Source organism: Marinobacterium sp. MBR-109, assembly GCF_040547565.1.
Taxonomy (GTDB): Bacteria; Pseudomonadota; Gammaproteobacteria; order Pseudomonadales; family Balneatricaceae; genus Marinobacterium.
This window is the reverse complement of sequence record NZ_JBEPPZ010000014.1, coordinates 47,440-61,931: the sequence shown is the minus strand read 5'-3', so window position 1 is coordinate 61,931 and position 14,492 is coordinate 47,440. Positions and strand designations below refer to the sequence as shown.

The window sequence follows — 14,492 nt, the reverse complement described above, 5'->3', positions numbered from 1 at the left end:
TTTGTCTGATTTTTAGCCGATCAGGCCGATAAAGAAGAGCAGAATGGCATGCCAGATCCGCTTGAACAGACCACCTTCAGGAACAGCCTCCAGCGCAACCAGTGGCACCGAAGCCACGCGTTCGCCCTGCAGGGTAATCTGCACCTGACCCAGCACATCACCGCTGGCCACCGGAGCCTTGATCACCTTGTCCAGCTCAATACTGGCTTCAAGCTGATCGGTCTGGCCACGCGGTACGGTAACGGCAAGGTTTTCAGCTACACCCAGTCGAATCTGGTCACGGCTGCCGGCCCATACCTTTTCGTCACGCAGCACCTGACCCGCCTCATACAGAGCATGAGTTCGGTAGTAACGGAAGCCATAGGACAGCAGTTTCTGGCTTTCCTGAGCCCTCACCTCTTCGCTGCTGCTGCCCATCACCACCGAAACCAGGCGCATGTCGTCACGCACAGCCGAGGCAACCAGGCAGTAGCCGGCCTCATCCGTATGACCGGTCTTGATGCCGTCCACGCTGTCGTCCCGCCACAGCAGCTTGTTACGGTTGGGCTGACGTATATTGTTGTAGGTAAAGTATTTTTGTGAGTAGAGCGCATAATGCTGCGGAAACTCATTGATCAGCGCCTTGCCCAGTATCGCCAGATCAATTGCCGTAGAGTAATGATCCTCTGCCGGCAGGCCGGTGGCATTGACGAAGTGTGTGTTTTCCATACCCAGCAGGCGAGCATGCTGGTTCATCAGGTCGGCAAATGCACGTTCGCTGCCGGCAATATGTTCGGCCAGTGCAACCGAGGCATCGTTGCCCGACTGGATAATAACGCCGTGCAGCAGATCATCCACGCTGACCTGCGTTCCTTCCTGGATAAACATGCGTGAGCCACCGGTACGCCAGGCCTTTTCGCTCACCAGCACCATGTCCTCGAGCGCAATATTGCCCTTGGCAATTTCGTACTCAACCACGTAGCTGGTCATCATTTTGGTCAGACTGGCGGGCGGGAAGCGCTCATCTTCACGGTCCGCAGCGATGACATGTCCGGTATCGGCATCCATCACCAGATAGGCACGCGCCGCAATCTGGGGCGGGGCCGGAATCAGTGCTGAAACCGCCTGGGCTGTGCTCGCTACCAGCATCAGCATCAGCAGGACAGAAAGGGCGAAGAGGTGTTGAAGAGTGAGTCGTTGCGCCATAGTCTCGTTACATCGTGGAAGTGAAGTCTGCAGCAGTGACCCGCTGCCCGTACAAAGGTTCAACTCTACCCGCCGGTTCAGGGCAAGTCCACCAGGTGTGCGCCCGGATAACCCGCCGCATTCAGCTGATCAAGAATCCAGCCCAGTGTATGACTGCCGGTCAGCGGACCCAGATGGACCCGGTAAAGGGTTCGCGCTTCGCGCTGCACCGGGTTGATCTGAACAGGCTCCTGCAGCAGACCACGCAGGCGCTCCGCAACATCCCGAGCACCCGACTCGGTCGAAAATGCCGCGATCTGCAACATGCGCCCAGTGATCGCAGCCTGATCAGCACTGACCAGGCTGCGCCCTTCCTGCTCTCTGGATTGCGCCAGCACCGCACCGCTGCTGCCCGGCGTGATCGCCTCGACTTCAACCCGAGCCGTACCCTTCTGCAGCATATCCAGACGGTAGGCTGCCGCGTAGGACAGGTCGATTACCCGGTCGGCATGGAAAGGGCCGCGGTCATTGACCCGAACGATCACCTGACGACCATTATCCAGATTGGTCACCCTGACAAAGCTGGGCAACGGCAGCGACTTGTGTGCGGCCGTCATCTGGTACATATCGTAGATTTCACCGTTCGAAGTAGTGTGGCCATGGAACTTCTTGCCGTACCAGGAGGCGTTGCCACGCACTTGATAGCCCTCTGCACTTGGCAGCACATAGTAACGTTTGCCGAGTACTTCATAGGGACTTTTGTTACCCCAGCGACTGACCGGCTCGTAGCGCGGCACGGCATCCGGCACATGGGCCATACTGACCGTCTGTTCCGGCCCGCGATCATATTTCATGCTGTAACGACTGCTGCTGCCGCTGTCCTTCGAAGCGCAGCCGCCCAGGGTCAATGCCGCTGCCAGCAGCGGCAGCATCAGTCTTTTCATCTCAAGGCTCCTGTGATTCACGCGCTTCACGAATCGCCTGACTGAGCTCATACACCGCCATGGCATACAGATGGCTATGGTTGTAGCGAGTGATCACATAGAAGTTATGCAGCCCGAACCAGTAGTGCTCACCATCTTCCATGGTCAGCTCCATCAGGGTTGCCTTCTGCTCCGGATCGAGGTCACGCCGAGTGGAGACACCTCGTGCTTCCCACTCAGCCAGACTGACCTCGGGTTTAAGGCCGGCGTTCACCCATTGCGGGTCAGCCGGCTCATTCATGACTACATTGGAACGTACCGGCTCACCGGCTTTCCAGCCATGCTCGTTGAAATAGTTGGCGACACTGCCGATGGCATCAACCTTGTTGCTCCAGATATTGCGTTTGCCATCGGCATCGAAGTCCACAGCGTAGTTGCGGAAGCTCGAGGGAATGAACTGACCATAGCCCATGGCGCCAGCATAGGAGCCCACCAGCGCAGTGGGGTCGAGGTTTTCCTCACGCACCATCTGCATGAACTCGATCAGCTGCCCCCTGAAGAAATCGGCACGTTTGGGATAATCAAAGCCCAGTGTTGCCAGTGCATCCAGTACCCGGTAGCGTCCCATGATACGACCGTAGCGGGTTTCCACACCGATGATGGCCACGATGATTTCGGCCGGGACACCGTAGGTTTCTTCCGCACGCTTGAGGGTATCTTCATGTTCCTGCCAGAAGCTGACACCCTGCGTGATGCGGTTCGGCTCCACAAAAATCTTGCGATACTCACCCCAGGTCAGGCGCCGTTCGGCCGGTCGTGAAATCGCCTCCAGGATGGACTCCTGCCGTCGTGCTTCGGCCAGGACCTTGCGCACCTCTTCGGCATCGAACCCCTGCTCCGCCAGTTTGGCAACCACCTCATCCGCCAGAGGGTGAGTGTCATATCCGTCAGCCGCATAACCTGTGCCTGCTCCTGTCAGCATCAGCCCCGTCAGCAGCAGTGTTCCGATCTTCTTGCGCATTCCATCTCTCCCTCAGCGGGTCAGCATCTGTCTGTGTGTCCTGATGGACATCAGTATGCCAAAGCCTGCCATCAGCGTCACAATTGAGGTCCCGCCGTAACTGACCATTGGCAGGGGAACCCCCACCACCGGCAGCAACCCGGTCACCATTCCGATATTCACGAACACATATACAAAAAAAGTCAGCGTAATGCTGCCGGCAAGCAGACGAGAAAAGCTGTCCTGTGCCTGCACCGATATAATCAGTCCACGCGCAATGATCAACAGATAGAGCGCCAGCAGGATCAATACACCGGCCATTCCCAGCTCTTCACCAATCACCGCAATAATGAAGTCCGTATGCGACTCCGGCAAGAAGTCGAGCTGAGACTGGGTACCGTGCAGCCAACCCTTGCCCGGCAAGCCGCCGGAGCCGATGGCGGTTTTTGACTGGATGATGTTCCAGCCCGACCCCAGAGGGTCACTTTCGGGGTCAAGAAACGTGAGTACTCGCTGACGCTGATAGTCTTTCATTATGGCCCAGAGCGCCGGCAAGGCTGCTGCGGCCAGCCCAAGGGCAATAAAAATCCAGCGCCAGTAAACCCCTGAAAGCAGAATAACGAACACACCTGAAGCCGCGATTAACAGTGAAGTCCCGAGGTCCGGCTGCTGCATGATCAACGCGGTGGGAATGGCCAGTAGCACCAGTGTACTGAGCAGGTGCCGAAAGGTGGGCGGTAACTGCTGCCGTGTCAACCAGGCCGCGACCATCAAGGGTACCGCCAGCTTCATCAATTCTGAAGGCTGAAAGCGGAACCCCGGCAGTTCCAGCCAGCGCTGCGCGCCCTTGGCACCGACACCAAAAAACAGCACACCCAGCAGCAAGCCAGCCCCGGCCAGATAGGCCAGTGGTGCCAGAAACCGGTAGGTTCTGGGCTGAATCTGTGCCAACACCAGAATGGCCACAAAACCGGCCCCCATCCTGACGGCCTGGCGCTTCACATAACCAAGGTCCTGCCCCGAAGCACTGTAAAGCACAAAAAGGCCGAACCCGCACAGCAGTAACAGCAACAACAACAGCCAGCCATCCAGATGGGTGTAGCGCCAAAGCCCATCCGGGCGCTGCAAGTGCACATTGCTGCCCGGCATGGTGCGCTGAAAGTCACGACCGCTCATGGTTTCACCTGCAGGTCATTGTTGTAGTCACCGATAAGCCAGGCATCCATCACTTCGCGTGCAATGGGGGCTGCGGTACTCGACCCGCCCCCCCCATTTTCGACCACGACGGCCACGGCTATACGGGGGTTATCCACTGGTGCGAACGCAATAAACAGGGCATGGTCACGGTGCCGCTCTGCCAGTGCTTCGGCATCATATTCAGCATCCTGCGCAATACCGACCACCTGGGCCGTGCCGGTCTTGCCCGCGATACGATACTGCGCCCCCTGGGCCGAGCGGCGTGCAGTTCCTTTTTCGCCGTGCATGACCGACACCATACCATCAATCACGGGATCCCAGTTGTCAGGGTTCTTGAGTACGACATCAGCCGGTTTGGGCTTGCGTCGGTAGATCGGATTGAAAGGCACCGGGGTATCTCCCAGCTCCGGCACCAGCCCCTGCAGCATGTGCGGCTGTACCCAACGCCCACGATTGGCCAGCACGGACGCTGCCGTTGCCAGCTGCAGTGGCGTCATGACCAGAAAGCCCTGTCCAATACTCAGGTTGATCGAATCACCGGGATACCAGGGCAGACGACGGTCATTTTCCTTCCACTCCCGTGAGGGCAGGAAGGAGGTGATGGCTTCAGGCAGATCCAGACTGGTATCCGCCCCCACTCCGAAACGACCGAGGAAGTCAGACATCGGGTCAACGCCCATCTTGTGACCCACCTCATAGAACCAGACATCGCAGGATTCGGCCAGGGCATCGTTGAGATTAACCCAGCCATGCCCGGTACGCTTCCAGTCACGATAGCGTCGGCCATTCTGGTTGATCTGATAGAAGCCGGGGTCCCAAACTCTTTTTTCTGGGGTAATCGTATCCGTTTCCAGTGCCGCCAGCGCGATGACCGGCTTGATGGTGGAGCCCGGTGGATAGCCACCCCGCAGGGCGCGGTTGAACAGTGGCAGGTCCATGGAGTCACGCAGAGCGCTGTAGTCACGACTGGATATACCGGTCACGAACAGGTTGGGGTCATAACCTGGTGTACTGACCAGTGCCAGTATTTCGCCGCTGTCTGGCTCGATCGCTACAATAGAAGCTCTCCGTCCCTCTAGCAGAGACTCGGAAAACTGCTGCAGGCGCAGATCCAGACTCAGCTGTACATTCTGCCCCGGCACCGGGTCTTCCCGCTCAAGCACGCGCAGAATACGACCCCGGGCGTTGGTCTCTACCTTCTGGAAACCCACTTGCCCGTGCAGAAGGTCTTCATAGAACCGCTCGATACCCAGCTTGCCAATATAGTGTGTGGCGGCATAGTTGATCGGGTCGACCTGCTCCAACTCACGCTCGTTTATCCGGCCTACATAGCCCAGCGCATGCGCCAGGGATTCGCCATAGGGATAGCGCCGAATCAGGTCGGCTTCAACCTGCACACCGGGAAGCCGATGATAGTTCAGCGATATGCGAGCAATTTCGTCTTCGCTCAGACCAAAGCGCAACGGAACCGTCTCGAACGGCCGCCGGCGCTGCTGTAGGCGACGCACGAAACGCTCGATATCACGCTCGCTCAATTCAATCAGCTCGGCCAGCTCGGCCAGTGTGGTGTCGAGATCCTGTACTTCCTCTTTCAGCAGGGTGACCGAAAAGTTGGGCTGATTATCGGCCAGCAACACCCCGTTGCGATCATAGATAAGCCCGCGGCGCGGGGCCACAGGCTGCAGCTGCACCCGGTTCTTTTCGGATATGGCCGCATAGCGATCAAACTCGATCACCTGCAGATAGTAGATGCGCCCAATCAGGACCAGCATCAACAGCAGTACACACCCGAAGGCAACAGCGGCCCGGTTGGTAAAGGTGATGCTTTCCTGAGAATAGTCCTTCAAGCGCTCAAAGGGTGCCATGGTGCGCCACTATTTATGGTAGGGGTGGCCCTGGAGAATGGTCCAGGCACGGTAGAGCTGTTCAGCGAGCACCACTCGCACCAATGGGTGCGGCAACGTCAGCGCCGACAACGACCATTTTTGATCGGCCAATGCCAGCACTCGCGGATCAAGACCGTCAGGTCCGCCGACCATCAGGCTGACGTTGCGTCCGTCCATGCGCCACTGTTCAGCCTGCTCTGCCAGCTGAGGGGTTGACCAGGGGCGACCTTTCACATCCAGCGCCACCACCCGATCCCCCTTGCCGATGGCCGCGAGCATGGCATCACCCTCGCTGCGAATGGCGCGGGCGATGTCGGCATTCTTGCCTCGATGTCCCGGTGTCAGCTCCACCAGTTCCAGCTGGAAGTCAGGCGGCAGGCGGCGGGCATACTCGTTGTAGCCCTCCTCAACCCAGGCAGGCATGCGGTTACCAACGGCAAGCAGGCGAATACGCATACGTCAGTGCTTACTCCTGCACAGGCTCTGCGCTGTCTTCGGCATCAAACCGCCACAGACGTTCCAGGTCATAGAAGCTGCGCGCATCCGGCATCATCACATGCACGATCACATCGCCCAGGTCCACCAGAATCCAGTCACCCACCGCCTGGCCTTCAGTACCAACAGGCTGCAGACCGGCTGCCTTGACCTTGTCGAGCACTTCCTGTGCCACGGACATTACATGCCGCTTTGAGGTGCCGCTGGCGATAACCATGTAGTCGGTCACACTGGACTTGCCGCGCACATCGATCTCGGTGATCTCACGGGCCTTGATATCTTCCAGTGCACTGTGCACCAGTTCACGCAGTTGCTCAGTTTGCATTAGCGCTTTGTACCTTCTCTTTTGAGTGAAAACCATAAAGTTCATGCTGGCTGATATAGTGCCACACCGGCTCAGGTAACAGGTAGCGCGGCGACTGTCCGGACGCTATCAGTTGTCTGATCTGGGTGGCGGATATCCCCAGCGGGGTCAATTCCTGAATATGTATGCGCCCCGAGGGCGACCCAAGCAGCTCCCTATGATCATGGCTGCGATGCTGCTGCAACAGCGTCTGCAATACAGGGCTCAGATCACTGTCGACATAGCCCGGCCGTGCGATCACCAGAATATGGGCATAATCCAGAAACGCCTGCCAACGATGCCAGCGCTCCAGCGTCTGAAAAGCATCCATCCCCATGGTCATGACAATGGGGCAACCGGGTCCGCGCTCCTGACGCAATGATTGCAGCGTCAGCAGTGAGTATGAAGGCTCATCCGCCTCGACTTCTCGCGCATCGGCACAGAGTGCCGGTTCGTCTGCCACCGCCAGCTGCACCATTTCAAGCCGCTCACGTGCAGTGCAGCCGGGCCGATCACGGTGTACCGGCTCGCCGGAGGGGATCAGGCAGACCTGTTCGACCCCAAGCCACTGCTGCAGTTCCAGCGCCGTTCGCAGGTGGCCATTGTGAACGGGGTCGAAGGTTCCGCCCATGAACACCAGCGGCGACATCAGCTGCGAACCTGACCGTCACCCAGCACGATGTATTTTTCCGATGTGAGCCCCTCCAGCCCCACCGGACCCCGCGCATGAATTTTGTCGGTGGAGATGCCGATCTCGGCGCCCAGACCATATTCAAAGCCATCGGCGAAACGGGTCGATGCATTCACCATCACCGAGCTGGAATCCACCTCGCGCAGGAACGCACGCGCCTTGGTGTAATTCTCGGTGATGATGGCATCGGTGTGCTGTGAGCTGTGGCGGTTGATATGGGCAATCGCCTCATCCATACCGTCCACAATCCGAATCGACAGAATCGGAGCCAGATACTCGGTGTCCCAGTCAGCCTCAGTGGCGGCATTCAGTCGCGGCAGCAGCGCAAGGGTACGTTCACAGCCGCGCAGCTCCACATTCAGCTGCTCGTAGTGATCAGCCAGCTCAGGCAGGATCTCGGCGGCCACGGCGGCATCCACCAGCAGGGTTTCCATGGTGTTGCAGGTGCCATAGCGATGCGTTTTGGCGTTGATGGCGATATTCAGCGCTTTAGTACGGTCGGCCTCGGCATCGATATACACATGGCAGATACCGTCCAGATGCTTAATCACCGGCACGCGAGCATCGTTGCTGATCCGTTCGATCAGGCCCTTGCCGCCACGCGGCACGATGACGTCTACATACTCGGGCATTGCGATCAGATGCCCGACCGCCTCACGATCCGTGGTTTCAACCACCTGCACCGCTTCCTGAGGCAGCCCGGCGGCTTCCAGCCCCTGACGAATACAGGCTGCAATTGCCTGGTTGGACTTGATCGCTTCCGACCCACCGCGCAGAATCGCCGCGTTGCCGGATTTCAGGCACAGACTTGCCGCCTCGCAGGTCACATTGGGACGCGACTCGTAAATGATACCGATAACCCCCAGGGGCACGCGCATCTTGCCAACCTGAATGCCGGACGGGCGATAGCTCATGTCGCGAATCGCGCCGATCGGGTCCGGCAGCGCCGCGACTTGGCGCAACCCCTCAATCATGCCGTCAATGCGGGCCGGGGTCAGCTCAAGCCGGTCCAGCAATGCGTCATCCAGCCCCTTGCCGCGACCGTTTTCCATATCGGTACGGTTTGCCTCTGCCAGCGCTTCACGGCGGGCATCAATCGCCTCAGCCATGGCCAGCAGCGCCTTGTTCTTACTGTCGGTGTCAGCACGGGCCATCAGACGTGAAGCCGCGCGTGCCTGTTCACCGAGTCGGGTCATATACTGTGCTATATCCATCATCGTCTATCCGCTTGGACATTGTCAGCCGCACAGTATAACGCCAGAGACACAAAAGGTCTTTTCGTGCTGCAAAAAGCTGGTTTAAGCCGCTGGGGTATTACTGTGACCCTGGGGTGATTGTTGCTATCATCGGACATCCGTTTTCCGCTATCAGCCACCCGGTGCAAGAAGCCCCATGGAGCCACAAGTCGACACTCACCACAGCCCTCGCACGCTGTCACTGCGCGCACTGCTCTCGGTCGCTCTTATTCTGCTGCTGAGCCTGTCACTGGGCGGTGTGCTGGAATACCTGCGCAGCAGTGATCTGGCGCGCCAGCAGGCCAACGAGGTGGGGCTGATGTTTGGCCGCAGCAGTGCCATCCTGATCCAGCCACTGGTGCTGGCCGATGATCGCATCAGTCTCAACTTCCTGTTCACCGAACTGGCAGCCCAACCTCTGGTCAGCGGCCTGCGACTCACCGCTCCGGACCAAACCCTGATCGCGCTGGCGGGCCAGCCTCAGGGGCGTGGACACAGCCTCGATCTGGTGCAGGGTGACGAAGTGATCGGCCAACTGACCTACTGGACCAATCCAGCCCCTTTTGAACAGCTGCTGCACCGACAGTTGATGGAAACAGGGCTGCTGCTGGGTGGCAGTCTGCTGCTGACCGCACTGCTGTTGGGCATGAGCCTGCGCCGCCAGCCTGCCACGGCTCCGGTCGAAGCCAAACCCGACTTCCGTGAGTTTGCCCGTGAACTGACCCCCGCTGCCGCCCGCGATACCATCCCGGCATTCAGCTTCGACGATATGGATACGGAACCGGAAACCCGCTCGCCAACAGCTGCAGCGCCACAGGACACACGCTTCGCGCCCTCCAGACCGTCGCCTGAGCCGGCTTCAGCTCAGTCTGACACCGAAGCTGAAGTTGAACCCTCTTCCGTGCAACAGGATGACGCACCACCGCCTGATATTGCCGTTGAATCCCCTTCTCTCAAGCCTGATCCAGAACCTGAACCAGAGCCAGAGGCTGCATACCCGTTTAATGATCGGCGTGAGCCACGCTTCGATACGGATGAGCTGGTGTCACTGCTCAAACCGGAGCGGGATGAACGTCGCATGCCCAGCTTTATCCCGCAGGTCCCGCAGATTACCGATCTGGCCGACGACAGTGACGAGGCGATGGTACCCGACACCGACGAGATGGAGCTGGAGGAACACACTGCGGAGGAGGAAGAGTACACCCCCTTGCGCCCCAACCCGTTGAAGCTGGGTAACGAGGAGCAACTGGGACTGTACAGCTTCGAGCATGAGCTGGAGCTGATGCTGACACCGGACGAGGCAGGCTACCTGCTGCTGATCGACACCCGTAGCGCGCACTCCGACAATGTAGAGGATGACGAGCGCAATGCACTGCTGAAAAACTACCGCACACTGGCCAATTCGGTCGCCCGTATTTACAGCGGCAGTATCGAGCCGATGAGCGACGGCAACCTGCGTGTACTGTTCACCAACGCGGATGACAAGGACAGCCATGGCGTCAACGCACTTTGCTGTGCCATGCTGTTCACCCATCTATACAAGCAGTACAACCAGAGTCAGATTCGCGCCTTCCAGCCGGTCATGAACCTGCACATGGCCCTGGTGCGTGGCGCCCGTGATCGCATCGAACGGATGCAGGAAGAAGCCCACTTTCTCACCCGCACCACACAGAGCAACGAGCTGATCAGCCACACGGCGTTGACCGAAGCGCCGCTGTTGAAGGAAAGCCTGCTGCAGAAAGCGGATATTCGACGTGAGGATGAAGACAAGGTGCTGATTCTCAGCGTCAGCGAGTCCTACCAGGCCCTGCTGGAAAAACAGGCACGTCATCTGTTGAGCAAGCTGAACGAACGTCAGCAGGGTTCACAGAGCAGCCAGCCGACCTCCTGACGAGGCCGGCAGGCAGGCTGTCAGTCGCTGATGACCTCCATGCCATCAACACGCTGATACCCCCGCGGCAGCTTGTTGCCGCGACGGCCGCGTTCACCACGGTAGTGTTCCAGCTCGGCACCCTTGAGCTTCAGGTGCTGGCGACCGGCATGCACCATCAGCGTATCACCGGGCCCCAGCAGCATGATATGGGTCATCAGCTCTTCGCCGGCCGCCGCTCGCGCCGAGGGGATGTTGATAATCTTGTTACCCTTGCCACGTGCCAGCTCGGGCAGCTCCGACACAGGGAACACCAACAGCCGTCCTTCGCTGCTGATCGCGGCCAGTAACGCATCACCGCTCGGCACCAGTACCGGCTGCAGCACCTTCGCCCCCTTGGGCAGGGTCAGGGCGGCCTTGCCGTTTTTGGTTTTGCTGGTGAGCTGATCAACCCGAGTGACAAAGCCGTAACCTGCATCCGATGCCAGCAACACCGCATCTTCGTCACGGCCACAGAGCAACGCATCCACAACAGCGCCCTTGGGCAGGCTGATATGACCGGTCACCGGCTCACCCTGGCCCCGTGCCGAAGGCAGGGCGTGGGTATCGAGGGTATAGCTGCGCCCGGTGGAATCGAGCAGTACAGTGGGCTGGTTCATCCGCCCGGCACAGGCTAGCTTGAAGCCATCACCGGACTTGTAGCTGAGACCACCGGCATCAATATCATGCCCCTTGGCCGCCCGAATCCAGCCCTGCTTGGACAGCACCACCGTTACCGGGTCGGCGCTGAGCAGATCCTTTTCGCTGAAGGCACGCGCTTCGCCCCGTTCCGCCAGCGGTGAGCGGCGGGCATCACCAAACTCTTCTGCCGCCGCTTCGATCTCTTCGCGGATCAGATTGCGCATCAGTTCATCCGACCCCAGGGTTTGTTCCAGGCGCTGACGTTCTTCATTCAGCTCGTCCTGCTCGCCCCGGATCTTCATCTCTTCCAGTCGCGCCAGGTGACGCAGCTTGAGGTCGAGGATCGCATCGGCCTGCACATCGGTCAGGCCAAAACGGCGCATCAGCTCATCTTTCGGCTTTTCCTCCTCACGGATAATGGCGATCACTTCATCAATATTGAGGTAGGCCACCATCAGGCCTTCGAGAATGTGCAGACGGTCGCGCACCTTCTGCAGCCGGTATTCCAGTCGGCGGCGGACCACGCTGGTACGCCAGCTGAGCCACTCGGTGAGGATCTGGCGCAGGTCCTTGACCTGCGGCCGGCCGTCAATGCCGATCATGTTCAGATTGACGCGGTAGCTGCGCTCCAGATCCGTGGTGGCGAACAGGTGCGCCATCAACTGGTCACAATCGACCCGGTTGGAGCGCGGCACAATCACCAGACGGGTAGGGTTTTCGTGGTCGGATTCATCACGCAAATCACTGACCATCGGCAGTTTTTTCTGCTGCATCTGGGCGGCAATCTGTTCCAGAATCTTGGCTCCGGACACCTGCGCCGGAAGCGCCGTAACCACCACCTCTCCGTCCTCCCGGCTCCAGATGGCACGCATGCGAAAGCTGCCGCGCCCGGTGGTATAGATCTGACGCAGATCCGCCGCCGGCGTGATGATTTCCGCCTCGGTAGGCATATCCGGGCCACGCACGATATTGCACAGATCGTCCAGCGTAGCCTGTGGATAATCCAGCAGATGACAGCAGGCGGAAGCCACCTCGCGCAGATTGTGCGAGGGAATGTCGGTTGCCATGCCGACAGCGATCCCGGTGCCGCCGTTGAGCAGCACATTGGGCAGCCGAGCCGGCAGCACTTCCGGTTCGTCCATGGTGCCGTCAAAGTTGGGGACCCAGTTCACCGTGCCCTGCGCCAGCTCCTTCAGCAGAAGCTCGGCATAGGGCGCCAGCCGCGACTCGGTATAACGCATGGCGGCAAATGACTTGGGGTCATCCGGCGAGCCCCAGTTGCCTTGACCGTCGACCAGCGGGTAGCGGTAGCTGAAAGGCTGTGCCATCAGCACCATCGCTTCGTAACAGGCCGAGTCGCCATGGGGGTGGAACTTACCCAGCACATCACCCACGGTACGCGCCGACTTCTTGTACTTGGCCGTTGCCTTCAGCCCCAGTTCCGACATCGCATAGACGATACGACGCTGCACCGGCTTCATGCCATCGCCGATATTGGGCAGTGCCCGATCGAGGATGACGTACATGGAATAGTCGAGATAGGCTTTCTCGGTAAAGTCGCGCAGTGACAGTTTTTCGGTATCACCGTCAAAGGTGGTCTCTACACTCATCAACTGATCCTTGAACACTGGATTCCGTTAGCGCAGGCAACTGTTCCAGCCCGCTGATTGGCAGGGAGTATGCCAGCTCAGCGGGAAAAGCGCATCCTGAGCGCTCCCGTCAGTGCATTTTTGCGTATAGGATAAAAGAAAAGGACAACCATCGAGGAATCGCCCATGTCACAGGACAACAACCGCCTGCTGCTGGAGCTTGAAAAACAGCGTCGCGACATCAACCGCGAAATCATCAACCCGAAGATTCCAGAACTCAGCCTGGACAGTCTCAAGCCGGTACTGTCGATGGTAGCGCACGCACGAGCTGCCTATATCAGCGAGCTGATCGACATCGCCAACATCAGTGGCGGCAACGCGCCATCGGCAGACCAGATCAAGCAGCTGAGAGCCTGCCGTGAACACTTCGATGAGCTGGTGGCAGCCATGAACGCGCTTGAAACCGTTATTCAGCGTGATTACCTGGATGTGAAGGGCCGGGGGCAGTAATGCGACACACCCTGACGCTGCTGCTGGCAATGGCAATCCCTCTGACGGTACAGGCCGAACACCCGCTGAGCGGCAAACTCTGGCACATTTCAGAGCAGCGTTTTGTGCCTGAGGCTGAGCTGTTCAATCAACTGCCTGCCGGTGGCTGGCTGTTGCTGGGCGAACAGCACGACAACCCACACCATCACCGGCTGCAACAGCGTTGGATAGAAAGCCTTGCCGATCGCGGACAGCTGGGTGCGGTGGCACTGGAGATGGCAACAACAGCGCAACAGCCCCTGCTGAATCAGGCACTGGGACAGGGTAGCACTGTCACGGCAGAGCTCCTGAACTGGAATGCGGGCTGGAACTGGACGCTGTATGCCGATGTGGTTCGCCTGTCACTCGACCGAGCTCCCGCCGTCATCGGCACCGACCTCACCCGTGAACAGCAACGCAGTGCCTACAGCGAAGGCGCTCCCGCAGGTGATACGGGGGAACTGCACGCCAACTATATGCGCCGGCTGCTGTTCGAAAGCCATTGTGGTCAGCTTCCCAAAGACTCGCTGGAGGGGATGCTGCAGGTGCAACTGGCCCGGGACCAGCAGATGGCCGAGCGTCTTGATCAGGCACAGCTTGAAGCACTCAGTGGTGTCATGCTGACCGGCACCATTCACGCCCGAGATGACCTGGGGATTCCGCTCTGGCTTGAAAAACCGGCGGTCACTGTCTTGCTGACATCTGTGCGGGATGACCGCCACCAGCCCTATGACTATCTGCCGGAGAGTTACCCGGATGCACCGGCGGCGGCCGACTATCTGATGTTCACCGATGCCATCGCCGAGCGTGATTACTGTGCTGAGCTGCAGTCTTCGCACCGGAAAACGGAATCTTCCGGGTCCTGACGGGTCATTGTATCAATCCCTTTT

At 59.1% G+C, this 14,492-nt stretch carries 13 protein-coding genes; 3 read left to right on the top strand and 10 right to left on the bottom strand.

Translation table 11 applies throughout. The features are described from left to right. Positions 1–12: 12 nt before the first annotated feature. The 9 genes from ABIE60_RS15045 to ABIE60_RS15005 all read right to left on the bottom strand — a co-directional run bounded on the left by ABIE60_RS15045 (position 13) and on the right by ABIE60_RS15005 (position 8,913). On the bottom strand, positions 13–1,128 hold the full coding sequence (locus ABIE60_RS15045; protein WP_502914975.1) for a D-alanyl-D-alanine carboxypeptidase family protein: 1,116 nt from the start codon (positions 1,126–1,128) through the stop codon (positions 13–15). A gap of 134 nt (positions 1,129–1,262) precedes the next feature. Continuing rightward, entirely contained in the window at positions 1,263–2,108 is an 846-nt protein-coding gene (locus ABIE60_RS15040) for a septal ring lytic transglycosylase RlpA family protein (RefSeq protein WP_354470335.1), read from the bottom strand. 1 nt (position 2,109) lies between these two features. After that, a complete protein-coding gene (gene mltB / locus ABIE60_RS15035; protein ID WP_354470334.1) occupies positions 2,110–3,108 on the bottom strand; it encodes a lytic murein transglycosylase B in 999 nt (332 codons plus the stop codon). A 12-nt stretch (positions 3,109–3,120) separates the two neighbouring features. Then, complete coding sequence (gene rodA, locus ABIE60_RS15030; protein ID WP_354470333.1) at positions 3,121–4,263, bottom strand: rod shape-determining protein RodA; 1,143 nt, start codon at positions 4,261–4,263, stop codon at positions 3,121–3,123. After that, positions 4,260–6,149, bottom strand: coding sequence for a penicillin-binding protein 2 (mrdA, locus tag ABIE60_RS15025; protein ID WP_354470332.1), 1,890 nt, complete (start codon positions 6,147–6,149; stop codon positions 4,260–4,262). Before mrdA ends, rodA begins: the two co-directional genes overlap by 4 nt. A 9-nt stretch (positions 6,150–6,158) precedes the next feature. Beyond that, positions 6,159–6,626 (bottom strand): 23S rRNA (pseudouridine(1915)-N(3))-methyltransferase RlmH, encoded by a 468-nt coding sequence (gene rlmH / locus ABIE60_RS15020; RefSeq protein WP_354470331.1) that lies wholly within the window; start codon positions 6,624–6,626, stop codon positions 6,159–6,161. A 10-nt stretch (positions 6,627–6,636) separates the two neighbouring features. Next, complete coding sequence (gene rsfS, locus ABIE60_RS15015; protein ID WP_354470330.1) at positions 6,637–6,990, bottom strand: ribosome silencing factor; 354 nt, start codon at positions 6,988–6,990, stop codon at positions 6,637–6,639. Continuing rightward, a complete protein-coding gene (gene nadD / locus ABIE60_RS15010; protein ID WP_354470329.1) occupies positions 6,980–7,657 on the bottom strand; it encodes a nicotinate-nucleotide adenylyltransferase in 678 nt (225 codons plus the stop codon). The genes rsfS and nadD overlap by 11 nt, the downstream gene beginning before the upstream one ends. Next, positions 7,657–8,913 carry a glutamate-5-semialdehyde dehydrogenase gene (locus ABIE60_RS15005; protein ID WP_354470328.1) on the bottom strand — a complete coding sequence of 419 codons (1,257 nt, stop codon included), beginning with the start codon at positions 8,911–8,913 and terminating at the stop codon, positions 7,657–7,659. Before ABIE60_RS15005 ends, nadD begins: the two co-directional genes overlap by 1 nt. Positions 8,914–9,091: 178 nt before the next feature. Between ABIE60_RS15005 and ABIE60_RS15000 the strand changes: the two genes are divergently transcribed. After that, positions 9,092–10,825: a hypothetical protein gene (locus ABIE60_RS15000; protein WP_354470327.1), complete on the top strand. Its 1,734-nt coding sequence runs from the start codon at positions 9,092–9,094 to the stop codon at positions 10,823–10,825. 20 nt (positions 10,826–10,845) lie between these two features. On the opposite strand, the gene parC is transcribed toward ABIE60_RS15000, so the two are convergent. After that, entirely contained in the window at positions 10,846–13,095 is a 2,250-nt protein-coding gene (gene parC / locus ABIE60_RS14995) for a DNA topoisomerase IV subunit A (RefSeq protein ID WP_354470326.1), read from the bottom strand. Between the two features lie 165 nt (positions 13,096–13,260). Between parC and ABIE60_RS14990 the strand changes: the two genes are divergently transcribed. Both ABIE60_RS14990 and ABIE60_RS14985 read left to right on the top strand, forming a co-directional pair. Further along, positions 13,261–13,584: a hypothetical protein gene (locus ABIE60_RS14990; RefSeq protein WP_354470325.1), complete on the top strand. Its 324-nt coding sequence runs from the start codon at positions 13,261–13,263 to the stop codon at positions 13,582–13,584. Further along, a complete protein-coding gene (locus ABIE60_RS14985) occupies positions 13,584–14,468 on the top strand; it encodes a ChaN family lipoprotein (protein ID WP_354470324.1) in 885 nt (294 codons plus the stop codon). The genes ABIE60_RS14990 and ABIE60_RS14985 overlap by 1 nt, the downstream gene beginning before the upstream one ends. The last annotated feature ends 24 nt before the right edge of the window (positions 14,469–14,492 follow it).